This is a genomic window from Lactobacillus equicursoris DSM 19284 = JCM 14600 = CIP 110162, assembly GCF_001434815.1.
Lineage (GTDB): Bacteria > Bacillota > Bacilli > Lactobacillales > Lactobacillaceae > Lactobacillus > Lactobacillus equicursoris.
Map to the genome: position 1 here is coordinate 22,282 of NZ_AZDU01000005.1, position 24,404 is coordinate 46,685.

General features: G+C 48.9%; 22 protein-coding genes. 5 read left to right on the forward strand and 17 right to left on the reverse strand.

What is annotated here, in order from left to right; translation table 11 throughout:
• Window position 1: 1 nt before the first annotated feature.
• The 8 genes from scpB to dnaE form a co-directional block, all read right to left on the reverse strand.
• Window positions 2-583 (reverse strand): SMC-Scp complex subunit ScpB, encoded by a 582-nt coding sequence (gene scpB / locus FC20_RS01915; protein ID WP_008461297.1) that lies wholly within the window; start codon window positions 581-583, stop codon window positions 2-4.
• Entirely contained in the window at window positions 573-1,313 is a 741-nt protein-coding gene (locus tag FC20_RS01920; RefSeq protein WP_008461298.1) for a segregation and condensation protein A, read from the reverse strand. The genes scpB and FC20_RS01920 overlap by 11 nt, the downstream gene beginning before the upstream one ends.
• Window positions 1,288-1,656, reverse strand: a complete 369-nt coding sequence (locus tag FC20_RS01925; RefSeq protein ID WP_201779600.1) for a reductase — start codon at window positions 1,654-1,656, stop codon at window positions 1,288-1,290. Before FC20_RS01925 ends, FC20_RS01920 begins: the two co-directional genes overlap by 26 nt.
• A 13-nt stretch (window positions 1,657-1,669) precedes the next feature.
• Complete coding sequence (gene xerD / locus FC20_RS01930; RefSeq protein WP_008461301.1) at window positions 1,670-2,569, reverse strand: site-specific tyrosine recombinase XerD; 900 nt, start codon at window positions 2,567-2,569, stop codon at window positions 1,670-1,672.
• On the reverse strand, window positions 2,556-3,437 hold the full coding sequence (locus FC20_RS01935) for a CvfB family protein (RefSeq protein WP_008461304.1): 882 nt from the start codon (window positions 3,435-3,437) through the stop codon (window positions 2,556-2,558). Before FC20_RS01935 ends, xerD begins: the two co-directional genes overlap by 14 nt.
• A gap of 305 nt (window positions 3,438-3,742) precedes the next feature.
• The gene (gene pyk / locus FC20_RS01940; protein WP_008461306.1) at window positions 3,743-5,512 is read right to left on the reverse strand and encodes a pyruvate kinase; all 1,770 of its coding nucleotides are present in this window, start codon (window positions 5,510-5,512) and stop codon (window positions 3,743-3,745) included.
• Window positions 5,513-5,551: 39 nt separating this feature from the next.
• Entirely contained in the window at window positions 5,552-6,511 is a 960-nt protein-coding gene (gene pfkA, locus FC20_RS01945) for a 6-phosphofructokinase (RefSeq protein ID WP_008461309.1), read from the reverse strand.
• 212 nt (window positions 6,512-6,723) lie between these two features.
• On the reverse strand, window positions 6,724-10,245 hold the full coding sequence (gene dnaE, locus FC20_RS01950; protein ID WP_008461311.1) for a DNA polymerase III subunit alpha: 3,522 nt from the start codon (window positions 10,243-10,245) through the stop codon (window positions 6,724-6,726).
• 137 nt (window positions 10,246-10,382) lie between these two features.
• Between dnaE and FC20_RS01955 the strand changes: the two genes are divergently transcribed.
• The 4 genes from FC20_RS01955 to proC all read left to right on the forward strand — a co-directional run bounded on the left by FC20_RS01955 (window position 10,383) and on the right by proC (window position 13,924).
• Window positions 10,383-10,583, forward strand: coding sequence for a YjzD family protein (locus FC20_RS01955; RefSeq protein ID WP_008461313.1), 201 nt, complete (start codon window positions 10,383-10,385; stop codon window positions 10,581-10,583).
• Between the two features lie 130 nt (window positions 10,584-10,713).
• Window positions 10,714-11,793: a glutamate 5-kinase gene (proB, locus tag FC20_RS01960; protein WP_008461315.1), complete on the forward strand. Its 1,080-nt coding sequence runs from the start codon at window positions 10,714-10,716 to the stop codon at window positions 11,791-11,793.
• A gap of 57 nt (window positions 11,794-11,850) precedes the next feature.
• Window positions 11,851-13,098 carry a glutamate-5-semialdehyde dehydrogenase gene (locus FC20_RS01965; RefSeq protein ID WP_008461317.1) on the forward strand — a complete coding sequence of 416 codons (1,248 nt, stop codon included), beginning with the start codon at window positions 11,851-11,853 and terminating at the stop codon, window positions 13,096-13,098.
• A 52-nt stretch (window positions 13,099-13,150) separates the two neighbouring features.
• On the forward strand, window positions 13,151-13,924 hold the full coding sequence (proC, locus tag FC20_RS01970) for a pyrroline-5-carboxylate reductase (RefSeq protein WP_056945288.1): 774 nt from the start codon (window positions 13,151-13,153) through the stop codon (window positions 13,922-13,924).
• 93 nt (window positions 13,925-14,017) lie between these two features.
• Here the strand turns inward: proC and FC20_RS01975 are convergent, their stop codons facing one another.
• The 3 genes from FC20_RS01975 to FC20_RS01985 form a co-directional block, all read right to left on the reverse strand.
• A complete protein-coding gene (locus tag FC20_RS01975) occupies window positions 14,018-14,731 on the reverse strand; it encodes a GntR family transcriptional regulator (protein WP_008461325.1) in 714 nt (237 codons plus the stop codon).
• Window positions 14,732-14,874: 143 nt separating this feature from the next.
• Window positions 14,875-15,165 carry a hypothetical protein gene (locus tag FC20_RS01980; protein WP_008461328.1) on the reverse strand — a complete coding sequence of 97 codons (291 nt, stop codon included), beginning with the start codon at window positions 15,163-15,165 and terminating at the stop codon, window positions 14,875-14,877.
• A 39-nt stretch (window positions 15,166-15,204) separates the two neighbouring features.
• The gene (locus tag FC20_RS01985; RefSeq protein WP_008461330.1) at window positions 15,205-15,768 is read right to left on the reverse strand and encodes a TIGR01440 family protein; all 564 of its coding nucleotides are present in this window, start codon (window positions 15,766-15,768) and stop codon (window positions 15,205-15,207) included.
• A gap of 237 nt (window positions 15,769-16,005) precedes the next feature.
• Between FC20_RS01985 and FC20_RS01990 the strand changes: the two genes are divergently transcribed.
• A complete protein-coding gene (locus FC20_RS01990; protein ID WP_008461333.1) occupies window positions 16,006-16,773 on the forward strand; it encodes a DUF2238 domain-containing protein in 768 nt (255 codons plus the stop codon).
• On the opposite strand, the gene FC20_RS01995 is transcribed toward FC20_RS01990, so the two are convergent.
• From FC20_RS01995 to FC20_RS02020, 6 genes are all read right to left on the reverse strand, one after another.
• Window positions 16,672-18,588 (reverse strand): DEAD/DEAH box helicase, encoded by a 1,917-nt coding sequence (locus FC20_RS01995; protein WP_008461335.1) that lies wholly within the window; start codon window positions 18,586-18,588, stop codon window positions 16,672-16,674. The genes FC20_RS01990 and FC20_RS01995 overlap by 102 nt on opposite strands.
• 128 nt (window positions 18,589-18,716) lie before the next feature.
• Window positions 18,717-20,279: a bifunctional metallophosphatase/5'-nucleotidase gene (locus tag FC20_RS02000; protein WP_056945289.1), complete on the reverse strand. Its 1,563-nt coding sequence runs from the start codon at window positions 20,277-20,279 to the stop codon at window positions 18,717-18,719.
• 110 nt (window positions 20,280-20,389) lie between these two features.
• On the reverse strand, window positions 20,390-20,581 hold the full coding sequence (gene rpmF / locus FC20_RS02005) for a 50S ribosomal protein L32 (protein WP_008461345.1): 192 nt from the start codon (window positions 20,579-20,581) through the stop codon (window positions 20,390-20,392).
• A 114-nt stretch (window positions 20,582-20,695) separates the two neighbouring features.
• Window positions 20,696-21,490 (reverse strand): SDR family NAD(P)-dependent oxidoreductase, encoded by a 795-nt coding sequence (locus FC20_RS02010; RefSeq protein WP_008461348.1) that lies wholly within the window; start codon window positions 21,488-21,490, stop codon window positions 20,696-20,698.
• Complete coding sequence (gene rnz, locus FC20_RS02015) at window positions 21,483-22,424, reverse strand: ribonuclease Z (protein ID WP_008461351.1); 942 nt, start codon at window positions 22,422-22,424, stop codon at window positions 21,483-21,485. The genes FC20_RS02010 and rnz overlap by 8 nt, the downstream gene beginning before the upstream one ends.
• Before the next feature lie 35 nt (window positions 22,425-22,459).
• Entirely contained in the window at window positions 22,460-24,403 is a 1,944-nt protein-coding gene (locus FC20_RS02020; RefSeq protein ID WP_056945290.1) for an acyltransferase family protein, read from the reverse strand.
• Between the last annotated feature and the right edge of the window lies 1 nt (window position 24,404).

Consider the following 24,404-nt stretch of genomic DNA (forward strand, 5'->3'; position numbering starts at 1 on the left):
CCTAATTATCCTCCGAATTATTTTTGTCCGCAAACAAATCGACTTGGCCCTCGCTGTCAAAGGCCGCATCTTCAAAGTTTTCAATAACTGGCAAGTCAGCTAGCGACTTGTAGCCAAAATATTGTAAAAAGTAGTCCGTCGTTACGTAGAGCTTGGGGTGGCCCGGCACGTCTTTAACGCCTTCAGCCTTGACCAGCCCTCGCCAAACCAGGGTCTGCAAGGCGCCAGAAGAGTTAACGCCGCGAATTTCGTCAATCTCCACCCGGGTGATGGGTTGCTTATAAGCAATAATCGCCAAAATTTCCAAGGCAGACTGGCTGATATTCTTGCTCAGATCCCGGTTAAAGTAGGTCTCAACCAGATCCCCGCACTCTCCGCAGGTTGTCAGCTTCAGATCATGGTTGATCTCAATCAAGGTCAAGCCGCTGTCTGGGTCTTGATCCAGCTTTTCTTTGAGTTTTTGGGCTTCATGTGCCAGTTCTTCTTCGCTAACGGCCAAAAGGCTGGCCAGGTCAGCCTGGTTGATCCCATTGTCCCCTGCTACGTAAAGCAAGGCTTCTAGCTGCGCCATTTTACTTGTCATCGCTGATTATCTTTTCTATTTCTAAATCGCCAAAGGCCCGCACCTGAGTCACCTTAAGGTACTTGTCCTTGATCAGTTCCAGCATGGCCATGAAGAGCCCGACAAAGTCGGCCAGGCTGGGCATGTTTTCACTAATCTCAAAAAAGCTGGCGTGGCCTTGTTGGTCAAGCTTTTCCTTTAAAAAATTGAGGAGTTCCTGAATCGGCCGGCCGGTTAAGGATACCTTGGCTTCTTGGGGGTGCCGGTTTTTAAAGCGTTGCATGGCCAGGGCAAAGGAATTAGCTAGGTCGCTGGCTGAAATCTGCCCATAAGGCAAAGGCTGCACCTGCCCTTTTTCTGCCGCACTAGGCTCTTTGGCCACCAAAACAGGCACATCCTCGCTTCTGACCTTAAGGTAAGCCGAAATTTTTTTAAAGACCGAATACTGGACCAGCTGCTCGACCAATTCTTCTCTCGGGTCTTCATAGTCCTCTTCCTCTTGGGCAAAGTCGTTTTTAGGCAAGAGGTACTGGGACTTGATCCGGAGCAGCGTTGACGCCATCACAAAGTATTCCCCGGCCAGCTGCAAGTTCAGCTGCTGCATCTGGTCCAAATAGTCCAGATACTGCTTGGTAATCTTGGCGATCGGGATATCATAAATGTCTAATTCCTGGGACTTGATCAAGTGGAGGAGCAAGTCCAAGGGCCCTGCAAAATTAGGCAGGTTAATCGTCATGCTTTGTTCTGTCATCTTTTAGGTATCTCAGTAAATAAGTATATTCCGGCACGGTCATCAGCTTGTCCTTGCCTGCTTCTTGCCTTAGTTCCTGCATCAAGTTAGACAGGTTTTCATCGTCGCGAAAGCCCGGAGCTAAGGATACATAGCGCAGAACCAAGCAGCCATCGCCTTTCTCCGTTCCTACCAGACCCACGATGTTTTGATCGGCATTTTTATAAAGGAACAGCTGCAGAGCCTCATCTTTACTATAGAGCTTCATTTCTTCTTGCAGGTTCTGCAGATTTTTAAAATCAGGCAAGTAAGACAAAAGACCCATGGCCATTTTCTCGTAATCCTTTTTATATGGTACTAGCACTTAATCACCTCGATCAACTCATTCGCGGGTGAGTCTTTTGGTAGACGTCCCGGATATGCTTTTGGGTCAAGTTGGTGTAGATCTGGGTCGTGGAAATATCGGTATGGCCCAAAATTTCTTGCACAACCCGCAAATCTGCCCCATTTTCTAGCAGGTGGGTGGCAAAGGTGTGGCGGAGGGTGTGGGGCGTCACGTCCTTATTGATGCCGGCCTTTTGGCAGTACTTTTTAATCATTTGCCAGACAGCCTGCCGGGTCAATTGCCCGCCCCGGCTGTTTAAAAAGACGTAGTCACTGTCTTTTCCTGCTTTTAACAAAAGTTTGCTGCGGACTGGCAGGTACTTGTCAATCCAGCTTAAGGCGTAATCCGTCACTGGGATCAAGCGTTCCTTTGACCCCTTGCCTAAAACCCGAATCAGGGCCAGGTCTTTGTGGATGTCGCCGAGGGTCAAATTGATGATCTCGCTGACCCGCATCCCAGTCGCATAGAGCAGTTCAAGAAGCGCCCGGTCCCTTAGACCCAGGCTTTTTTCAACATCTGGCTGGTCTAAAAGCCGCGTTACTTCCTCTTGACTTAAGGCCAGCGGCATCTTCTTTTCCCTTTTAGGGGCATCAATCTGGCTCATGGGGTCAATTTGAATCAGCCCCTGCCGGACCAGCCACTGGTAAAAGCGGCGCAGAGACGAAATCATCCGTGAAATCGAGCTGGTCGCCTTGCCCAAGTCCCTTTCTTTAGCCAAAAAAGCGTCGATCTCTAGGGCCTGGCTGGGCCAGGCAGTTAAGTCTTCTTCAGCTAAAAAGTCCAAAAATTCCGTCAAGTCCTGCTGGTAGGCAGCAATCGTGTTTTGACTAAGCCCCCGCTCCACCTGGCCAAAGCGTAGGTAGTCAGCGACTTGATCTTTAAGCTTCTCCATCAGTCTTTTCCTTTAAGGAGATGGTGCCTGCTTCTTTATCTTGAACGATTTCTCCCGCCTTGATCAAGTGACCTAGCGCCCGCTTGAAGGCTGACTTGGAGATGCCGAAATAGTCCTTGATGGCCTGGGCATCACTCTTGTCGCTGAAAGGCAGGCACTTGTCCTCCTTGCGGCGCAAAGACATCATGATCATGGCCGCGTCATCGTCAATTTCTTCAAAAGCTCGCGGCAAAACGCTCATGTTCAAGCGGCCATACTGACTGACCCCGATCACCCGAGCCTTGACTTCCTCGCCCAAACGCAGCGGCTGCTGCATTTGCGATTCATGGATGAAACCCAGGTAGTAGTCGTTAGTCAGTACAAAGCAACCTAGAGACTTGCTGGAATATACCCGGGCCAACAAATTCTTGTTAACCAGGTTGTTAGGGAAGCGGACAGAAATCTGGTCAAAGACATTTTCATCCGCTGCCTTGGCCCAAATTCGCTCTTTGTCATCAGTCTCTAAGCGCACCAGCAACCGATCGTCTTTTTGCGGCCAACGAGCTGGATCCAGGGGCAAGTCGTCCAAAGACATGACTATATCTTTATCTGGCAAGCCAATGTCTAAAAAGACCCCCAGCCCGCGCTGGACCTTGGTAACCGTGGCCCAGCCGTATTGGTCAGCCTGAGCAAACGGCAGAAACTGGGTCATTTCCCGTTCATGATTCTGGTTATCGTAAATAAAACCCGTGATTTGTCCACCAATTTCCGGTGTCTCTTCTTGGGTGATTTCTTCTCTCTTCAATTTAAACGTCAAGCCATCAATCTGCACGAAATAAGCTTCAGCGTTACTGTCAGTGATTTTACCGGTCCGGATTTCTCCAAGCATAGTTTGCCTCCAACTTTACATAATTATAATGCTAGTATACGGGAACACGGAAAGAAAATAAAGTAATTAACAATTGTTTTTTCTTCCCGGTCGCCAAATTTTTTTAATTCGCGCATAGTTTTTTCTATTTTGCAGCAAGTTTTAACCGAGTTCTTTATTTAACCTAAATAAACAAGACGCCCTTCTGCTCCAGTCATCTTTAAGGCAGGCATTAAAGCGAGGCAGATAAAAATTATGCAAAGAAAAAGAGCTCAATCGCGTGATTGAACTCTCTTCTTTGTGGTTGTCAGACTTGCAATCCTAGATTACAGGTTTGAAACTTCACCTTGGTAAATTGCGCCGCGACGTGCGTCAACAGTCAAAGTTGAGCCGTCAGCGATCTTGGAAGTTGCGTCAGCAGCACCGACAACAACTGGAATGCCGAGTGATACGCCGACAACAGCTGCGTGGCTAGTCAAGCCTGAAGCTTCAACGATCATACCACTAGCCTTCTTGATAGCTGGCATGTAGTCCTTGTCAGTAGTCTTAGCAACCAAGATGTCGCCTTCCTTAACCTTAGCGTTAGCTTCTTCAGCGCTGTTAGCAACAACAGCCTTGCCGATTACTGAGCCAGTACCAACGCCCAAGCCGCGAGCTACTTGGTCACCAATTACTTGCAACTTCATCAAGTTAGTAGTACCTGATTGACCAAATGGTACACCAGCAACGATGATTACCAAGTCGCCATCCTTAACGAAGCCGTGTTCCTTAGCTACCTTAGCAGCTTCAGCGAACATTTCGTCAGTGTTTGAAGGTTGCTTTGCCAAAACTGGTTCAACGCCCCAAACGATGCCAAGTGAGTGTTGGATCTTTTCATCGAAAGTCAAGGCAACGATAGTTGCGTCTGGACGGTACTTAGAAATCATCCGTGCAGTGTAGCCGGAGCTAGTAGCAGTGATGATAGTCTTAACGCCCAATTCTTGAGCAGTCCGAACAACTGATTCACCGATAGCTTCAGTAACGTTTGAACCCTTGTATTCTTCAAAGCGTTGCAAAGCCAAAGTGTTGCGGCTGTCAAGTTGCTTTTCAGTCCGAACGTCGATGTCGTGCATTGCCTTAACTGATTCTACTGGGTACAAACCGTTAGCAGATTCACCTGAAAGCATAGTTGCGTCAGTACCGTCAAGAACGGCGTTGGCAACGTCAGTAACTTCGGCACGAGTTGGACGTGGGTTTTCTTGCATGGAGTCAAGCATTTGAGTAGCAGTGATAACTGGCTTGCCCAAAGCGTTGCACTTCTTGATCAATTCCTTTTGTACGAATGGTACGTTGATGAATGGAATTTCAACACCCATGTCACCACGAGCAACCATCAAACCATCTGAAACTTGCAAGATTTCGTCGATGTTGTCGATACCTTCTTGTGATTCAATCTTTGGGAAGATCTTAACGTAGTCTGCGTTAGCTTCTTCGCAAAGGGCACGAATGTCAAGAACGTCTTGAGCCTTACGTACGAATGAGGCAAAGATGAAGTTGATACCGTGTTGCAAACCAAAGCGGATGTCGTCGGTGTCCTTTTCAGTAATCCCTGGGAGGCGGATTTCAACACCTGGTGCGTTAACACCCTTCTTTGAGCCGATTACGCCAGTGTTTTGAGCTTCGCAGACCAATTCGCGCTTTTCTTCGTCCTTAGCCTTGATAGTCAAACCAACAGCACCGTCGTCGATCAATACAGTACCGCCAACCTTGGTGTCGTCGTACAAACCTGGGTAGGTAACGTGGATCATGTCCTTGTTACCAGCCTTGGTAGCGTCCATAGAAATCCGGATTTGGTCACCAGTGTTGATGGTGAACTTGCCGCCTTCTTGGTCAGTAGTTCTAATTTCAGCACCCTTGGTGTCAAGAGCGATACCCAAAAGTTTGCCAGTCTTCTTTTCAACTTCACGAACCATGTTCATTCTTGCCAGGTGTTCTTCGTGGTCACCGTGTGAGAAGTTAAAACGGAATACGTTTGCACCTGCTTCGGCTAACTTAGTAATGGTTTCAATATCGTTTGAAGCTGGTCCTAAAGTACTAACAATCTTCGTTTTTTTCATTGTGAAAAAATCTCCCTAAATCAAAAACTATAAAAACAACTATCTTGATAAATCTTCGTTAAGCTTTAACAAGTCATAGTCACCCTTGTGAGATTCATCAAACAAATCAAGGATGTCGTGTGAAGTTACCTTGCCGTTTTCAATGCCGACTGCCAAACCGCCCTTGCCTTCAAGGAGAAGGTGAACAGCTTCAGCACCAAGCTTTGAAGCAAGCACACGGTCAGAAACCGTTGGCGTACCACCACGTTGCATGTGACCCAAGACATTGGCACGAGCGTCGAAGTCACCATGCTTCAACAATTCTGCCATGAACTTGTCAGCGGTCATGACGCCTTCAGCAACAACTACCAAGCCGTGGTCCTTGCCACGTTCTTGAGCTTGCTTTAAGCGAGTAGCGATTTCTTCAATGTCGTATGGCTTTTCAGGAATGACGATTGCGTCAGCCCCGCAGGCAACACCAACACGCATGGCGATGTCACCACAGTTGCGGCCCATTACGTTAACAATGAACACGCGGTGGTGACTTGAAGCAGTGTCACGAATCTTGTCGATCGCGTCCATTGCCGTCATACATGCCGTGTCGTAGCCGATCGTGGCATCCGTGTAAGGGATGTCGTTGTCGATCGTCCCTGGCAAGCCAATTGAGTTAAAGCCGTGAGCAGTCAGCTTCAAGGCGCCATGGTAGGAACCATCCCCACCGATAACGACAACAGCGTCGATGCCGTGCTTCTTCAATTGAACAATACCAGCCTTTTGGCCATCTTCTTCTGCAAATTCAGGATAACGTGCAGAGTAGAGGAAGGTACCGGAAACGTTGATCTTGTGGGCAACATCTTCACTTTCAAGTGGGAAAATGTCACCTGCGACCAAACCTGCAAAACCGTAGCGAATGCCGAAAACTTCCAGACCGTTCGCAAGTGCGACTCTAGTTACGGCTCTCACGGCTGCATTCATACCAGGGGCGTCGCCACCACTGGTCAAAATACCAATCCGTTTCATGAATTCACCTCATCATGATTTAAATTGTGTAATATCTCACATCACATAAATCATAACATTTTTACCGCATAAAGTCTTGTAAAATCTGGTTTAAATTCAACTTTTTTCGTTTTTTCAGCTGTTAGGGCTTACAAATCCTATGCTCGCGTTTATGCATTTTTTCACTAATTTCAACTTTTTTCAAAAAAATGAATTGGTCAAGAAAATTTTCGCTACTTTTGCAAATTTACTTGGCGGACGTGGTAGATCTTAAAATCAATGCCGGCATTTTGACTGGCCAGACCTTCGGTATCAATCAGGTAATAGCTGCCTGCTTGCGGCTTTTGCTTGATTGAGCGAAATTGCTCAGCAAAAAGCAGGGCCCGGTAGCGGCCACTGGAATCAGCAATTGACAAGGTTGCCATTTGATTGCCGTTTTTGTCCAGGTGGTCGCGGACAGCTAAGACCTTGACGATCGCCCGGGCTCTTTGCCGCAAGTGAATCTGTCTTAATCGCACCGTTTGAAACTGCTGGTCACAATACTGCTCAAGCGCCTTTTCCTTTGGCTTTGGCTGCTGTGCTTGCTTGACTTCTCTAGCCTTTTCTAAGAGCTTCTTTTCTGATAAAACCGTAAGCTCCCGCAAGATCAGCTGGTAGCCGCGCGGATCCTTTTGGTCATCTCTTTTGGACACCCGGATCAGACATAAAGTACCTTTCGGCAAGGCTTCCAGCTTGAAGCACCGGTATTCATCTGAAAAAATCGTGACTTTTTCAGACAACTGGGAATCGTTAAAGTAGGCATTGCTGCCCTTTTGTCCGGCATTAGCCCCTTTTTTAATCAGCCAATCATTTTTTCTGTCAAAAATGGTCAAGACATTAGCTGTTTGGCCCAAGTTAATGGCCGTAAATGGAACAGCCTGGTAGCTAGCACCCAGAACTCTTTGGGCCAGGGCAAGCGGGGACTTAGTAATGGCAAAGCCTAAGCTCTGGCGCTCCAAGTCCATCTTCTTACTGGCGGTCGGTTCCGGCTTCTGCTCTAGCTTGACCGTTAACATGTCCTGCAAGACCAGGCTCTTTTTGGTCATCTTGGTATTTTTGATCAAGGACTGACAATTGGCTAGCAGGTTATTGCGGTTGCTGTCCAGCTGATCAAAGGCTCCGGCGGCAATCAAGAGCTTGATCTGCGTTTCCTTCAGATTTTGCTCATCCAGCTGTCTTAAAAAAGCCGAGAAACTGGTAATCGGTCGCTTCATGGCCAAGAGGTTGTCGATAAAGGAATTGGTCAGGCCAATCACCGCCCGGAAACCCAGGTAAATGGCGCCGTTATGGACGCTGGCATTAGCTTCGCTGTGGTTAATGTCCGGCCCAAAGACTTGCAAGCCAAACTTTTGCGCTTCCCCATAATATTTGCCAAGATCCTTGCCCCGGCTCTTGCCAAATTGAGCTAGGAAAAATTCTTGCGGGTAGTGAACCAGTAAATAGGCTTCCCAGTAGGCTAGCAAAGCATAAGCGACGGCATGGGAGTGGTTGAAGCCATAGCCGGCAAAGGGCTCAATCGCCCGGAAAATCTCGAGGGCTTTTTCCTGGCTGTGCCCTTGTTTAAGGGCACCTTTGACAAATTTGGCCTTTTGTTCTTCTAAGACAGCGGCCTCTTTTTTGGAAATGGCCTGGCGGAAGATGTCAGCTTCACTTAGGTTAAAGCCAGCAAACTTCTGCGCCGTTTGGATCACCTGCTCTTGGTAGACCAGGATTCCGTAAGTTGGCGCGAGGATCGGCCTTAAGCTATCATCCAAATAGCTGACCGGGCTTTGGCCATTTTTTCTAGCGGCATAAAGGGGAACGCTCTTAATCGGACCCGGCCGGTAAAGTGCAATGGCGGCTGACAAGTCGTCAAAAGATTCTGGCTTCAGCTGCCTTAAGGTATCCTGCATTCCCCTGGACCCTAATTGGAAGATCAGCGCGGTTTTCCCAGCTTGCAGGAGGCGGAAAACTTCCGGATCATTAAGCCGAATCTTCAGCAAATCAAGGTCCGTGCCTCTTTCTTTGATTAACTTTAAGACCTGCTCCAGCATTTCCAGGTTGCTCAGGGTCAAAAAGTCGATCTTTAAAAGACCATATTTTTCAACGTATTCTTTGGTCTGCTGGACCGTCCATAAGGGCGCCTCTTGCCCGGTCATCAGGCCAATCTTACTGGACAAGGGCTCTTCACTGATCGCGACGCCCGGTGCGTGCGTCCCGGTATCTTCGGGCAGACCGGACAGTTTTTTAGCAGTTTGGTAGACCAATTGATTCAGCCAAGAAGCAGACACTGCGGTGCGAAAATCTGGCTGCTGGAAGGCCTCGTCTAAATTGTTGGCAGCTCCCATGGCAGTTTTTAATTGCTCAATAGCCGGTTTGGTCAAGCCAAAGGCATGGCCCACCCGCTCTAAGGCACTTTTAGCCTGCATGGTGGTGAAGGCTAAAATCCGAGCTACTAGGTCAGATCCCTGGCCAAAGCGGAGTCTTTGCCCATATTTTTCCTGCACATAAGCCATGGCGGCCTGGCGGCCGGCCGCGGTGAAGTCTAAGTCGATATCGGGCATCGTGCTTCTAGCCGGGTTTAAGAAGCGCTCAAACAAGAGGTCATACTTTAAAGGATCAATCTGGGTAATGCCTAAGGCATAAGCCACAAGTGACCCAGCGGCCGACCCTCTCCCTGGCCCCATTAAGTAGCCCTGCTTTTTGGTATAGGCAACGATATCGCCGACAATCAAGAAGTAGTCGCTAAAGCCCATCTGCTTGATGACCATTAATTCTTTTGCAAGCCTTTCTTGATAAGCCGGGCTAGTCAAACCCAGCCGCTTTAAACCGGCTACTGCCCACTTGGTCAAATAGTCATCAGAGCTGAGACCCGTTGTTTGCGGAAAAACCGGCAATTGGGGCTTGGCAAAGGGAATCTGGGCATCCGCATTTTCCGCGATCTCCCAGGTATTGAGAAAGGCCTCTTTTAAGCCCAGCTGCTCGCAGGCGTCAAAAAGCTCGCCGGCCGGCCGCAAGTAGTGAGACCCCCGCCCCTTGGCGATGGCCCTTAATTCATCTTCCGTGAAAACCTTTTTGCTCTTGATGGCGCCTAAGACCTTTTGGCTGAACTGGTCTTCCGGGTTTAGGTAGCGCACGTCTTCGGTAATCACCGTTTTTAAGGAATACTCTTTTGCTAGCTTTTGAACGAACTGGTTATAGAAAGCGGCGCTTTCAGCTGGGTAAAGGCCTAGGCAGAGGTCCCACCCACTAGTTTTTGCCTGCTGTGTTAAGGCGGTCAAAAAAGTCTGCCCTACGCTCTCTTGCCCCATGTCATAAAGGTAGCGGAGCTCGCTGGTGGGACCAGCCGGGACAATGGCCGTTAAATCTGGTAGATCTTTAGGCAGAGAAATAAGTGATGGCAGGCTTTCCCCTTTTAAATCGCCAGAAGCCAAATTTAAGCAGCTGGACAAGCGCATGAGCGACTTGTAGCCCCGCTGGCTCTTGGCTAAAAAAATCAGGTCAAAAGCCTGGTCACCGCTGCCCAAATACCGCCCCTGGATGCCCAATAAGGGCTTGATGCCAGCTTTTTTGGCGGTCAGGTAAAAGTCAGCCAGGCCAAAAGTAACATTGACGTCGGTCAAAGCGACCGCGCCGTAGCCGCGCTCTTTGGCCCCCAAGACCAAGTCCTTAACCTTCAATGGACTAGCTAAAATCGTATTGGCGGAAATTGCCTGTAAAACTGCTGCATTGACCATTTTTTCCCCTTTCTGCATTGCTTGTCTTTACTTTTTTACTATTTTATCGTCCTTTTAATTATAGCAAAGTCGCCCTTTTTCACATTGAATTTAGTCCTCAATTCTGCTAAAATGCATAGCGAAAGAAGGAAGATAGTATGGGACGTTATATTGTTTGTACCGTCTGGGGGATGATCTTTATGTTCATCGTTGGCTTCATTGGAGCTCCCCTGACTCAAAGCAGCTATGATCCTGTTACCTTGTTGGTAGTGGGTGCAATTTTTGGTTTCTTGTTCTCTTTGATCATTCCAAAAATCACCGCCCATTCTGTTAAAGACGATTCCGTTTATAGCAAATAAGGCACAGATGAATATGTTTCTAGGCTAGTCACTTCGTGGCTAGCCTTTTTGCATCGTACAAAAAGTAAGCAAACCCGCGCAAAACATGCTATCATATCTAGACAAACCAAAATATTAAGGAAGTTTCAATATGGAAGAAAACTTGATCGTTTTTAAAGTCGGAACCTCTTCCCTGACTAGTCCAGCCGGGGATTTGGATCCAAGCAAGATCTTGAAGATCACCAGTCAGCTGGCTGCCCTCCACCAAAAGGGCTACAAGCTGGTTTTGGTGACCTCAGGTTCAATTGCCGCTGGCTTTCGCCGGCTGGGCTTTGACAAACGACCCAAGAAGGTAGCTGACAAGCAAGCTGCTGCCGCCGTGGGCCAGGGCCTCTTAATTGAAGAATATACTAAAGACCTCTTGGCCAAGGGCGTGGTTTCCGCGCAGATCCTTTTGACCCAAGACGACTTTGCTGACCAGCGCCGCTACCAAAACGCTTCTAACGCTTTAAGCGTCTTGATCAACCGCCGGGTGATCCCAATCATCAACGAAAATGACACCATCGCCATCGACGAATTAAAGGTCGGCGATAACGACACCCTGTCAGCGCAAGTAGCATCCCTTCTAAAGGCTGACCTCCTGGTCCTCTTGACCGACGTGCCCGGCCTCTACAGCGCTAACCCCCGGACGAACCCTAATGCTCATCCAATTCCAGTGATTGAAAACATCACGCCAAAGACCTTTGAAATCGCTGGCGGTGCAGGCTCTAGCAACGGGACTGGCGGGATGGCCACCAAGATTAAGGCGGCTGACATGGCCACTAAGTCTGGCGTACCTGTCTTTATCTGCTCTTCTGAGAGTTCTCAAGCGATGATTGACGCCGTTGACCAGTTAAACCAAGGAACGCTGTTTACCGCCAACGAAAATGCCTTTAATCAAAAGAAGCAATGGCTGGCCTTTTACGCCCCAACCACGGCCAAGGTCTTTATTGACCAAGGTGCCGTCAACGCCATGGCTAAAAAAGGCTCCAGTCTCCTCATTTCCGGGATCAAGCAGGTTAAGGGCGACTTCCAAAAAGACGATATCGTAGAAGTCTACAGCTTAACCAGCAAGCACCTGATCGGCAAGGGCAAGGCCCGCTTTTCTAAGCCGGTCTTAAAGGAAATCTTGGAACAAAACCACCCTGAAGGGATCTTCATCCACCGGGATGACTGGGTAACCACTTTGTAATTTTGACAATTTCAGCTTATTATTTGATCAATACTATTTTTTAAAAGGAACAAGATTATGGAAGAATCATCAACGCAAAGGCTGATGGACAGCCTGCTGGACCACAAGCAAGAAGTCAACTTAGCTGCCACCAAAGAAAAGAACGCAGCCCTGGCTGCCGCGGCTGATGCACTTTTGGCAAGCAAGGACGAAATCTTAAAGGCCAATGAACTTGACCTAGAACAGGCCAAGGGAACGATCTCAGACGTCATGTTGGACCGCCTCCGCTTGACTGACGAAAGACTGACCGGGATGGCAAATGGGATCAGAGCCTTGATCGACCTGCCAGACCCAGTTGGCCGTGTCCTTGACAAGCACGTAGCTGACAACGGCTTGGTGATCGAAAAGAAGTCTGTGCCTTTTGGCCTCTTGGGCATGATCTACGAAAGCCGGCCAAACGTAACTTCTGACGTCGCTGCTTTAGCCATCAAGTCTGGCAACGCCGCTCTTTTGCGTTCAGGCAAGGAAGCCTTCAACTCTGCTAATGCCATCATGACCGCCTTGAAGCAGGGCCTAGAAAAGAGCACAATTTCACCGAAGACCATTGAACTGGTCCAAGATACCACCCGAAAGTCTTCAAGTGAAATGATGACGGCCCGGGGCAAGATCGACCTCTTGATTCCCCGCGGCGGCAAGGGCCTGATCCGGGCCGTCGTTGACAACGCCACTGTCCCAGTTATCGAAACTGGGACCGGGATCTGCCACATTTACGTTAACAAGGCTGCCAACTTAGACGAAGCGGTCAGAATTACGGCTAATGCCAAGATGAGCCGACCATCCGTCTGCAACGCCGCTGAAGTCTGCCTAGTTGACAAAGAAGTTGCGGCTGACTTTTTGCCAAAACTCGCTGAGGCTTTTGCCGGCAAGGTAGAAATGCGGGCTGACGAACGTGCTAAGGAATACCTGCCAGATGCCAAGCTGGCTGGTCCAGCCGACTTTGATACGGAATTTTTGGACTACATCATGGCCATCAAGGTGGTTGACGGACTTGAAGTTGCCATCAAGCACATCGCCAAGCACTCCACCCACCACAGCGAAGCCATTATTACCGAAGATCAAGCAGCCGCTGACCGCTTCACCCAAGCCGTCGACTCAGCTGCCGTCTACGTCAATGCTTCTACCCGCTTCACTGACGGGGGCGAATTTGGCCTGGGCTGCGAAATCGGGATTTCCACCCAAAAGATGCATGCCCGTGGGCCAATGGGCTTAAACGAGCTAAACACCTACAAGTACATCATCCACGGTGATGGGCAAATTAGAGAATAAGCCAATCAAAAAATATATAATAGCAAGAAATAAAAGTTAGGAGAAATACTCAATGTTAGTTGGATTTATTGGACTAGGCAACATGGGCTCAGCCATTGCCAAGGCGGTAGCCAAGGTTGAAGGTACGGATCTGCTCCTCAGCAATCACAACGTCGCCAAGGCCAGCAAGCTGCAAGCGGAAATTGGCGGTACTTTAGCTACTAATCAAGAAGTCGCTGAAAAAAGCGACGTGGTCTTTTTAGGCGTGAAGCCATACCAAGTGGGTCAAGCCATTGCCGAACTGGCTGGCAGCATCAATAAGCAGGCGGTTTGGATCTCCATGGCTACTGGCGTTGCTTTGGCTGACCTAGAAAAATTATTGCCCGGCCACAGCATTGTCCGTATGATGCCAAATACTCCCGTTGCCTTGGGAGCCGGCATGACCAGCTTTACCGCTAGCGATGACGCAGCTAAGGCAGTCTTCACCAAACTGATGGTCTACTCCGGGGAAACCGTGGAAATCGCCGAAAATCTGATGGATGCCGCAACCGCCGTGGCTGGCTGCGGCCCAGCCTACGTCTACCAGTTTATCGAAGCCATGGCCGATGCCGGCGTTCAAAACGGCCTAGCCCGCCAAGCAGCCATCAAGATGGCCGCTCAAACGGTTCTAGGCTCAGCTGAAATGGTCTTAAAGACCGGCCAGCACCCAGCAGAGCTGCGCGACGCTGTTACTTCACCAGGCGGCTCCACCATTGCCGGCGTCGTAGCCTTAGAACAAAACGGCTTCCGCTACGCTACGATCAGTGCGGTTAACGCGGCTTTGGCCCGGAACAAGGAACTGGGTTAGTTTTTTCAAAAGAAGAAAACTAAAAAAAATTCAAAATAAAAACAACTTTCTGACAAGGCTCATGTCAAAAAGTTGTTTTTTTATGCGTTTTATTTACCGCGTGCCTTCAACCGTAGAATAAGCCCGCTTGTCGTAAAGGTTACGTGCGCGAGAGTATTCGATGTTGGTCCCGGAATTGGTCCAAACGATTTGTTCGATTTCCAGAATTGGGGTCTCCTTAGTCGCGCCGAGGTACTTGATGTCGTATTCATCAGGTACGGCGGCCTTAATCTTCCGGTAAGCCCCGCCAAACTTGATGTGCAGCTTTTGGTGCAGGTAACCGTAAACGGACCCTTCTAGAACCTGCTTGGACAAACCTGGCACGTCCTTGACCGGCATGTAGGTGTGTTCAATGATAAAGGGCTCATTGTCGATTAAGCGCAAGCGGATGATTTCGTAAACTGGATTGTTTTGTTCTAGGTTCAGCTTGGTGCACAGGTCCTTGTCTGGGAATTCCACCGCGAACTTGATCACCTTGCTAGTGACATGCTCATCGCCTTGCTCACTGCTGAGACCCATAAAGGAGTCAACTGGTGCGTCACGCTTGTTGACCAAGGACAGGTTAGACAAAACCAAAGTGCCTAAGCCTGATTCCTTGTAAACAAAACCTTGCCGGGCTAATAAGTCAAGTGCGCTTTTGATCGTGATCTTGCTGACGTTAAATTCAGTTGCTAGCTGGTCTTGACTTGGCAAAAATGACTGAGCTGGATAAGTTCCATCAAAAATGCGGTTCTTAATTGTATCGGCTACTAATTGATATTTTTTCATCGTCTTGCCACCTTGATTAATAAATAAAGTTGTTCGCTTTGATATACTAATTCCATTTTATCAAGTTTTCGCAAGACATGGGCCAAACTTTGTTATTTTTTTACAAAGCTTTGGATATTCTTTTTAATCACCTAATAGTTTTTTTATCTTGCAACAAAATAATTATAGACTAGATATAGGATGCAAAGAGCTAAAGAGCCGAGAAAGGCCAGCAGCTTCAGCTGCCAAGGCTTGTATTTGCCAGAACTCCGCTTGCTTAAAGCAAATTCACCTTCCTCATAAAGAATGATCAGCCAGGCCCAAAATAAAAAGTTGCCTAGTTCCGCCTTGCCGCTCCACGGTGCCAGGATCGTGGCAATTGCCAAGAGGCCCAGCAGGAGGTAGCGAATTAGGCGCTTTTTGTCTTTGTACCAGTTCTTTACTTGCTCATTCATCGACTTCTCTCATTTCTTACTTGGTATTTTGGCCCTTTTCTACATCAGGCTTTCGTCGTAGATGGCTCTTTGCCCGCCAACATACTTAGGACGGCGCCGGGCACAGATGATATTGGCGGCCCCGATCTTGCTTAAAGAAATTCTAAGAGGAACGACAACTGGGTGGATGTGCATCCCGATCAAGGTGCCGCCGATGTCAATCCCGGCTTCTGCCTTGGCCTTGATGTCTTCGACCAATACCCGGTCTGGCATTTCCCGGTAGGCGATGGTCGCAAAGGCGCCGCCGGCGTGGTTGGGCTGGGGAATGGCATTGACCTGTTCAAAGTCGTACTTTTCCATGGCTTCGCGCTTAATGACCAGAGCCCGGTTTAAGTGCTCGCAGCACTGGGCCGCCATGTAGATGCCCTTTTCATCCAGCACGCTGCTGATTCCCTTGTAAAGGGCCACCGCTACGTCGACGCTGGTATTGGTCCCAATCTTTTCACCTAAAACTTCACTAGATGAGCATCCGACCACGAAGATCTGCCCCCGCTTGATCTTGGACGCTTCGACGATTTCCTTGGTTGCCTGCCTTGCCTGCTGTTCGATTTCTGCTAAATCCATTTTTTCCTCCTATTTTCTGTTTGCCTGATTGGCAATGCTATCTTTGATAGTTTCTCATTTATTTGTTATTTTCACACCTTAATTTTAGTACATTCTCTTAAAAAAGTGCTTTTTAAGTCTTATTTCTTAACTTATTTAAGCCTTCTGCTAAAATTGAAAGTAATCAGAGCTATTAATTTTTAGCTGACGTTTTTTAATGATAACTCAATACTTTCATCCTTGTGAGGAGTGATTCTTATGCGTAAACAAGCAATTGCCTTAAAGTTTACCTTTATCTTCGTGACCCTGTCCATGCTGGTTTCCTTAGTCACCAGTTCCTGGCATCTCTTGATTTTAGGGCAAAAAAGCTATGCCCTCTTAGTGGCAGAAGTCTTAGCGGGCTTAGTGCTAACCGTTTTACCCTATCTCTTAGGAAAAATCTTCCACTTCTACCTGCCCAATTTTTTGTACTTTTTCTTCATGGCCTTCATCTACTGCGCCATCTACCTGGGAGACGCCTACCACTTCTACTACGTCGCCTACTGGGACAAGTTTCTCCACGTCGTCAGCGGCGCCCTGCTTTTTGGGGCGGGCCTAGCCGTCTTGGGGATCTTTACTAAAAAAGAGCTCCCGGCAGCTTTTATCTGCCTTTATGGCATCGCCTTTGCCGTTTTCTGCGGGGTCTTGTGGGAGTGCTACGAATTTACCTGTGACGGCCTCTTTAACATGAACCTGCAGCGCTACCTGTCAGGGAACACCCCATTAGTCGGCCGGGCAGCCCTGATGGACACCATGGGCGACTTAATTGCTGACTTAGCCGGAGCTTTTTTCTTCAGCCTCTGGGCCCACCACCAGCTAAAGAGCGATCCAACCTGGATTGAGAGCTTCTTTTTTAAGAAGCGCCTAAAGAAAAAAGTAATAACATTATTTCAAAGACATTCTAACTGCCTTCAAGAGAGACTCTTGCGAGATGTCCTTATGCTTGAGGCTGGCCAAGACATGCTGGTCAATCGTCCCCTTGGTTAACAAGTGGTGGATGATGACCGGCTTTTTTTGTCCCTGCCGGTAGAGGCGACCATTCATCTGCTGGTACTGCTCTAAGCTCCATGGCAGGGTAAACCAAATGAGGGTGTGCCCCCCTGCTTGCAGGTTGAGGCCCGCCCCGGCACTGGCCGGCTGGACCAGCATGACCTGGATCTCGCCCTGGTTCCAGCGCTTGATCATCTGGGGACTGCCGTCAAAGAGCTCCGCCATCACGCCATTTTTCTTGTAGTACTTTAACAGGCGGCTGGCGTCTGAATGGAAGTAGTAAGCCACTAGACATGGCGAAGAGGTGTTGCTAGTCAGGTAAAAGCACCGCTCTAATTTATCGGCAAAAAATTCCTGGTAATTGACCCCGTCTTCTTCGTAGATGGCGCCGCTAGCCAGCTGCCGCAAGCGGCCAGCTAAAACAGCCGCATTGTCAGCCGTGATTTCGCCACCGCCAACTTCTAGCACCTGCTCTTTTTTTAGCTGCAGGTAGCTGTTTTTGGCTTTTGGCGGCATCTCTACCGTATCTGTCACCATCGTCAATTTCGGCAGCTCCAAGCGGGTATTTTTCATGGAGATGACCAAATCGCCAATTGCCTGGTAGATCTGCTCCTCGCTGCCAGGAAGTGGCCGCCAGTCGACCGGGTGGCCATTGATCAGCATCCCTGGCTTAAAGTACTTAGACCGGTACTGGCTGATGCTGGTACCTAGCCGCTCTCCTTGGTCTAGCAAATAAATCTGCGACCAGAGGTCTTCCAGAGAATTAGGCGCCGGCGTCCCGGTTAATTCAACCAGGCGCTGGATTCGCCCACGCACCTTTTTTAGCGCCTTAAAGCGTTTGGCCGTTGGCGATTTGAAGGATTGGGACTCATCGATCACCACGTTTTTAAAAAGCCAGGGACCAAGATCCACTAACTTGGTGACCAGCTCCCGGTTGATAAAGTAGAGGTGCCAGTCGCTCTTGGCAGCAAATGCCGCGGCTTCTTCGTAGATCTCCTGCCGCTTTTTGGCCGAAACGGCATGGCCTTTCTCATCTGCTAAAAAAGAAACCGTCTTAAAAGGCAAGTTCCACTTGGCGATCTCATCTTGCCAGGTGGACTGGGCAATGGCCTTGGGGGCAATGACCAAAATGTGGCCGGTTAAGCCTTTTTCCCGAAGCTGGGCAAAGGCAGCCAGGGTAGTCAAGGTCTTCCCCAGCCCAATATCCAGAAAGATCCCGCAATACGGGTGCTCCTCGATAAAGTTCAAGGCGTAGAGCTGGTAGTCATGAAGCGGCAGAGTTTGGCCGGCAATCTTGACTTCTTGGTCAACTAGTTTAGGCTTAAAAGTCTCTGCTATGGCTTCTTTTTCAGTTTCTTTCTTTTGCTGTCTTTCAACTGTATTCTTTTCTACTTTAGCTGCCTGTTCCCTGCCCAGGATGACCCCGGTTAGGGCAAGTTCCCGCTTTTGCGGGTCTTTCACGGTGACTTGCAGGGTGACGCCTTGCCCCTTTTTCACCTCTTGGCCAAAAAGCTGGGTCAACTTCCCATCTTCTGCTTTAGCCAGCCAGGGCAAAACGCCTTCGCCGGCCTCAGCTTGAAAAACGGGACTAGCCAAAAGCTGCTCTTTGAGCCAGGCTGGTGCGTCGCCTGAAACTAGCTCAGCCTCTTCAATCCGGATAAAGGCAAAGGGATGCTGGTGGACGACCCCGCCCATCACGGCTTCTCCTGCTTGCAATTTTTGCAAGTCTTCGCCCATGACAAAGCTGGTCAGGTGGCTGATTTCCGTCATGCCGCTAATCCTAATGCTGGTTCCCATACTCTGCTTGCTCATGTTCTCACCTCAATTCTTTTTTCCAGTATAACATTTTTTCTAAAAGTGCCAATTTCACTAAAGATGCAAAAAAGAAGGCCAAATGGCCTTCTTTTGCTTTTCTACCAAAAATCATTGATTAGAACAAATTAGTAAAAGCGGTAGTACTTCTTGGTGTCCACGTGAACGTCAGCTTCCGTCAGATATTCTCTGAACATTTGCACGTAGTCCTTGTCTAGGGACATCTCAATCTTGTCCAGGCTGTATTCTGGGTAAAAGCCGCCGCCGTTAGCTCGGTAGTTGTTAACGGCCAAGTGGTAGACCTGGTCGTCTTGGATATCTTTGCCGTGCAATTTCAGCTTGGTCAAGCGGTGACCAGCTGGCTTAGACAGGTCTGCCTCATATTCCAGCGGATAAAAGACGTCAAAGTGGTAGAGCTCCGGCTTTGGCTTTAAGTAGCGGTCGATAAAGTGGATGGACCCATCTTCGTCTTTGCGCAAAAAAGTTGCCGTGTGCTCGACGATATGGCGGAGCTCTTTACCGGTCAAGCGCACCTTGACCAGTTGATTGGCATATGGGTAGTTGAGCAGGATGTCCCGCATCGTCACCGTCTTGCCAAAGCCCTTAGCCACGTCGTTCATGACGGCAGTCGCTGACAAGTCAGCGCCCGTAAAGTAAAGCTGCATCTGCTGGAGGAGGTTGATAAACGGCGCCCCTTCAATTCTCCCCTTGTTGGCATCTTCGATTGGGGCTGGCTCATCCAGGTGAACGATTGGCTGGTCCAGCCACTTTTGGGTGGCCCGGTCAAGTGGCTGCACGATTTGGGCCAATTCTGGGTCAGAATCGTAGTCCTTGGTGTCGATCAGCGTACTTTCTGCACTCTTGACCTTGTAGCCGTCTTCGGTCTTGTCTAAGTCCAAAACAACTTCAGCAATGGCTTCGCCCCGGTAGCCTGGCTGCACACATGGCTTGCCGTCCTTGACGACGTTTAAGCGCCGGTGCTGGTGACCGGTTAGCATCACGTCTACTTCCGGAATTTCGGTCAAGATCCGGTAGCCTTCGTTTTCCCCGTTATGAGGCTCAGTTGCGTGGCCATCCTCAATGTCGCTTTCAAAGCCGCCATGGTAAAGGACCGCTAAAACATCGACTTGCGGCTTCAGCTTTTTAGCCAGCTTGTTCACTTGCTCAAAGGCTGACTTAAATTCCAGCCCCTTGATCCGGTCTGCTGCTTCCCAGTGCGGGATGTACTGGGTGGTGATGCCGATCACGCCGATCTTCACGCCGCTTCTCTCCAAGATGACGTATTCCCGGCCAAGAGCTGGCATGTGGGTTTCAGCGTCTAAAATATTGCAGTTGACGAATGGCGCCTGGTTGTTATCCACGTAATTGGTCATGTAGCTTTGACCAAAGTTGAAGTCGTGGTTGCCCAGACAACGAACGTCGTAGCCAACGGCATTGTAGGCCGCAGTAAAGCGGTCAAGGTTCTTTAAATCGCCGCTGCCGTGGGCATAAGCGGCTAAAGGCGAGCCTTGAAGGCAATCACCGGCATCGGTGACTACCACGTGCTCAGCGCCCCATTTGGCCTTTTCAGCCTTGATGGCGCTAGCCACCCGGCTTAAGCCGAATGGGGCATTATATTCGCCATCGTTTTGGTAATCAGTTGGCAATAAGTAACCGTGCGTATCGCTAGAATGTAAAAAAACTAACTTCATTTTTTTGATTTCTCTTTTTCTCTTGCTTTTTTCGCTTTTTCTCTTTTTGCTTGGCCTACCAAGCAAATTTTTACATGAAAAAAAGACACCATAAAACAGGTGTCTTTTAATTAGTCGTTATCGCTAGCGGTGTTTTCGCTTACTACTTGACGACCCTTGTAGTAACCCTTTGGGGATACACGGTGGCTCAAGCGGTATTCACCAGTAGTAGCGTCGTAGTGCATAGCTGGTACGCTGAGCTTCAAGTGAGCGCGACGTGAACGTTTCTTTTGCTTAGAAGTATGTCTTGCAGGAACTGCCATTTATAACTGATCTCCTTTATTGTAGTATCACAGCATCTGGTCTTGGACCAAAATACTCAAGTAATTAAATAATACTATTGCTTGGCAAATAAATCAAGAAAAAGATGATTTTATTTATTTGCGAGAAGCAAATTCTAATGATAAGTAGTCTCCAATCGTTGGAAACAGGTTGTAAAGCTTGGCCAAAACCGCCAGACTGACTGGCAGGTTCAATTCGCGCTTGGCAGAGCCAAAGTAGTGGACGACTTCCCAAGCAACGTCATCCGGGTCAAGCATGAAGGCCTGGACGTTCTTCACATAGTCGCCCTTTTCGTCGGCGATGTTGAAGAAGTTGGTGTAGACAGGGCCAGGGTTTACTGTCATTACTTTAACACCAAATTGCTTTAATTCCAACCGCAAAACGTTAGAAAATTGAATTACGGCTGCCTTAGCGGCGCTGTAAGCAGCGGACTTGGTGGTTGGCACCTTGCCGGCCATAGAGGCAAAGTTGATGATTTGGCCGCTTCTTTGGTCCATCATCACCCGGCCAAAGAGGCGGGTCATGTACATCAGGCCCAGAACGTCCACTTGGAACATGCTGGTAGCATCTTGCATTGGTGCATCCATGAAGTATTCAAACTTGCCAAAGCCAGCAGCGTTGACCAAGTAATCAATGTGGCTGACCTTGCTGGTCACTTCTTTAAAAGCCTCTTCGATTTCACTGGCGACGCCCAGGTCCACCTTAATGGCAAAAGCGGCTGAGCCAGACAATTCTTGGGCTTCAGCAGCGATTTCTTCCAGCTTGTCCAGGCTTCTAGCCATTAAGACCACCGTTGCCCCCCGGCTTGCGCTTTCCATGACAATGGCGCGGCCAATGCCGCTAGAAGCACCGGTAACAACTACAACTTTATTGCGTAATGAATCACTCATTTTTTTCACCTTTCATCGGAATGACAAAACAATCCAGATCTTTGGCCAGAGTCGTTTCTGGGAAGATCTTCCTAGCCTGCTTGACCATTTGGCTGGCTAAAGGCCCGACGTAGCGCGCCGAAACGTGAGTCAGGTACAAGTGCCCGACCTGGGCGGCTCTAGCCGTTTCTGCAGCCTGGGTGCAGGTTGAATGGTAGTACTCTTTAGCCAGCTTGCTTTCGCTAGCGTCAAAAGTAGCCTCATGGACCAAGACGTCGGCATGGTCGGCTAAACGGCCAATTGCCGGCGTGGACCGGGTATCATAGATGACTGTGACTACCCGGCCCTTTTTGGCTGGGCCTAAAAAATCATGCCCGTCTAAGACTGTCCCGTCTTCTAAGGCAACCTGCTCGCCCCTCTTTAGTTTACCAAGGAGTGGCCCATTTGGCACATGATATTGCGCCAATTTGTCCATTAACAGTTCTCCGGCTTTATCGCCTTCCACTACCCGGAAGCCCCAGCTGTCAATCCGGTGGTCCAGTTTTTCAGTATAAACCTTAAAGCCCTTTTCATCGACGATCTTGCCCGCCTTTTCCAAGTTAACGAACTTGATCGGGTAAGACAATTTCGTCTTCGAAATCCGGAGTGACGTTTTGACGAATTGGTCAAGGCCAGGTGGCCCATAGATGGTCAAGGGGCCAACGTCCCCTTGAAAAGACCGGGTAGCTAAGAGTCCCGGCAGGCCAAAGATGTGATCACCGTGGTTGTGGGAGATGAAGATCTTGGTAACCTTCCTTAAGCGAATATTGGTCCGCAGGATTTGGTGCTGGGTGGCTTCCCCGCAGTCAAAGAGCCAAATTTCGTTTAATTCATCCAATAATTTTAAAGCAAGCCCCGACACATTCCGCAACTTTGATGGCTGGCCTGAACACGTTCCGAGAAATTCCAGTTCCATTGATTACCTATTTTCTAAAAATCCAAAAATTTCGCTTACTCACCTTTACTCAACATTTCTTTGACGACATAGCTGCTGTAATACATCTGTCCCACATTGTTGGGGTGGGTCTTGTCATCATAAAACCAGCTGGAGTTGCCGTGGGCATATCCATACCAGTCAATCACATGGAAGTTCTTGTGCTTCTTGGCAACGCTAGCCAGCTGCTGGTTGACCTGGTTTTGCCAAGGCCTGGTTGGGACCACTACGTTGATCCAGTAGATTTGTCTATGCGGTCCCACTAAGTCCAAAATCTGCTGCATGTCAGAGTCGCTAATTGGGCCGTTTGTGCCCAGCCCAATCAGGACGTTTTCTTGCAGTTGCCCCTTTTGCAGGTATGAGTTGATCAAAGAAACCCCAACATCGCCTTGGCGGGAAACGGCCGCATCCACGATGGAATTGGGCATCAGCTTGTGGAGCAGGTCACTTGAAGAAGCCATGACCGAGTCTCCAATTGCCGTGACTTGCAATTTTTGCGCAGCCTGCAGCTGGGCTTGGCTGATTCCATACTTTTCAAATTCCTGGTTGACCTTCTTGCCGCTGACCTTCTGCTTTGGCTTAGCCTTGGAGCTGGATGCAGAAGCCTTCTTCGCTTTAGAGCTTGAGCTAGACTTGGACTTAGCACTAGACTTGGCTGATTGCTTGATAGACTCTAGAGCCCGCTTGTTCATTTCTGCCTGCTTTTTAGAGTTGTTGTTGATCGTCTTGATCAAGGCGCTGTCCTTGTCGTCAGCCTTGGCTAACGGTGAAACGGCAATCCCGCAGGTCCCAATTAAGAAAATTAGGAAAAAGGCTGCCGTTTTTAGCCATGACTTAGACAATTGCCGGGGCCGGCGGAAAAGTTGCTTTAAGCTATTGATAACTTCCACCGGATCAAAGCGCGGCTTTTCGATTAAGCGGTAAGCGATTTCGCTAATCAGCAAAATCAAGGCCACTTCCAGCACCCGGTACCAGGCCACGTGGTCTGCCAGGTCACTGACCCGGCTTTCGAAGAAGATCATGACCGGGAACTGGTAGAGATAGATTTCATAGCTTCTTGACCCCAGCCAGTCAAAGACCGGATTGGTCAAAAACTGGTTCCAGATGCCAACTGGCGCGGCTATGACCGCCGCCAAGATGGTGACTAACAGGCTAAAGAGGAACATCCCCCCGTAGTAAGGAAAGGCTGTTTGGGCATCCATCAAAGGGGTAAAGAGCAAGGCTATCATGCCTAAAAAGGCTGCTAAACCGGTCCAGTTGAGGATGCGGGCATCGCTTTGGGTGAAGCGATTGTCCAGTTCTTCATAAGGCCAAAGCAGTGCCAAGGCTGCCCCTAAGCCTAGGGAGTAAAAGCGGGTATCCGTTCCGTAATAAATCCGGCTGGTGTCTTGCCCCGGCTTAAAGAGAATAGCCATTTCGACCGCCGAAATCAGGGACAAGGCAACTAATGCCCAAAAGATATTGCGCTTTTTCTTAACCAGTTTAACCAAGACCGCCATGATAATTGGCCACAGCAGGTAAAACTGCCAGTCAATGGACATGGTCCACAGGTGAATAAAGGGCGATTCGTTGTTGGCAAAGCGCTCAAAGTAGCTCTGCCCGTTAAAAATCTGCCACCAATTATATACGCCCAGCAGGTTGGTCAAGACGATCTGGTAGAGCTTGTTCAGCAAATTCCTTTGAAAAAGAATAATATAGGCTGACGTCACCCACAGCATGGCAATCAGCGGCGGGTACAGCCGCTTAAACCGCCTTTGGTAAAAGGCCCTGACGTCAAAAAAGCCAAAGCGCCGGTGGGCCGCCATAATCTGGTCGGTGACCAAGTAGCCAGTCAAGACCAAGAAGATTGGCACGCCAAGATAACCACCTCCAAAATGGTTCGGGTCCAAGTGATAGAGGATAACTCCGATCACAGCCAATGCTCTTAGGCCAGAATAACCCGTAATGTATCTTTTTTTCATT

What these genes read in the sequence shown, in the direction of transcription:
- scpB (WP_008461297.1), bottom strand. Translation starts at nt 583, where the DNA reads ATGACAAGTAAAATGGCGCAGCTAGAAGCCTTGCTTTACGTAGCAGGG.
- FC20_RS01920 (WP_008461298.1), bottom strand. Translation starts at nt 1,313, where the DNA reads ATGACAGAACAAAGCATGACGATTAACCTGCCTAATTTTGCAGGGCCC.
- xerD (WP_008461301.1), bottom strand. Translation starts at nt 2,569, where the DNA reads ATGGAGAAGCTTAAAGATCAAGTCGCTGACTACCTACGCTTTGGCCAG.
- FC20_RS01935 (WP_008461304.1), bottom strand. Translation starts at nt 3,437, where the DNA reads ATGCTTGGAGAAATCCGGACCGGTAAAATCACTGACAGTAACGCTGAA.
- pyk (WP_008461306.1), bottom strand. Translation starts at nt 5,512, where the DNA reads ATGAAAAAAACGAAGATTGTTAGTACTTTAGGACCAGCTTCAAACGAT.
- pfkA (WP_008461309.1), bottom strand. Translation starts at nt 6,511, where the DNA reads ATGAAACGGATTGGTATTTTGACCAGTGGTGGCGACGCCCCTGGTATG.
- dnaE (WP_008461311.1), bottom strand. Translation starts at nt 10,245, where the DNA reads ATGGTCAATGCAGCAGTTTTACAGGCAATTTCCGCCAATACGATTTTA.
- FC20_RS01955 (WP_008461313.1), top strand. Translation starts at nt 10,383, where the DNA reads ATGGGACGTTATATTGTTTGTACCGTCTGGGGGATGATCTTTATGTTC.
- proB (WP_008461315.1), top strand. Translation starts at nt 10,714, where the DNA reads ATGGAAGAAAACTTGATCGTTTTTAAAGTCGGAACCTCTTCCCTGACT.
- FC20_RS01965 (WP_008461317.1), top strand. Translation starts at nt 11,851, where the DNA reads ATGGAAGAATCATCAACGCAAAGGCTGATGGACAGCCTGCTGGACCAC.
- proC (WP_056945288.1), top strand. Translation starts at nt 13,151, where the DNA reads ATGTTAGTTGGATTTATTGGACTAGGCAACATGGGCTCAGCCATTGCC.
- FC20_RS01975 (WP_008461325.1), bottom strand. Translation starts at nt 14,731, where the DNA reads ATGAAAAAATATCAATTAGTAGCCGATACAATTAAGAACCGCATTTTT.
- FC20_RS01980 (WP_008461328.1), bottom strand. Translation starts at nt 15,165, where the DNA reads ATGAATGAGCAAGTAAAGAACTGGTACAAAGACAAAAAGCGCCTAATT.
- FC20_RS01985 (WP_008461330.1), bottom strand. Translation starts at nt 15,768, where the DNA reads ATGGATTTAGCAGAAATCGAACAGCAGGCAAGGCAGGCAACCAAGGAA.
- FC20_RS01990 (WP_008461333.1), top strand. Translation starts at nt 16,006, where the DNA reads ATGCGTAAACAAGCAATTGCCTTAAAGTTTACCTTTATCTTCGTGACC.
- FC20_RS01995 (WP_008461335.1), bottom strand. Translation starts at nt 18,588, where the DNA reads ATGAGCAAGCAGAGTATGGGAACCAGCATTAGGATTAGCGGCATGACG.
- FC20_RS02000 (WP_056945289.1), bottom strand. Translation starts at nt 20,279, where the DNA reads ATGAAGTTAGTTTTTTTACATTCTAGCGATACGCACGGTTACTTATTG.
- rpmF (WP_008461345.1), bottom strand. Translation starts at nt 20,581, where the DNA reads ATGGCAGTTCCTGCAAGACATACTTCTAAGCAAAAGAAACGTTCACGT.
- FC20_RS02010 (WP_008461348.1), bottom strand. Translation starts at nt 21,490, where the DNA reads ATGAGTGATTCATTACGCAATAAAGTTGTAGTTGTTACCGGTGCTTCT.
- rnz (WP_008461351.1), bottom strand. Translation starts at nt 22,424, where the DNA reads ATGGAACTGGAATTTCTCGGAACGTGTTCAGGCCAGCCATCAAAGTTG.
- FC20_RS02020 (WP_056945290.1), bottom strand. Translation starts at nt 24,403, where the DNA reads ATGAAAAAAAGATACATTACGGGTTATTCTGGCCTAAGAGCATTGGCT.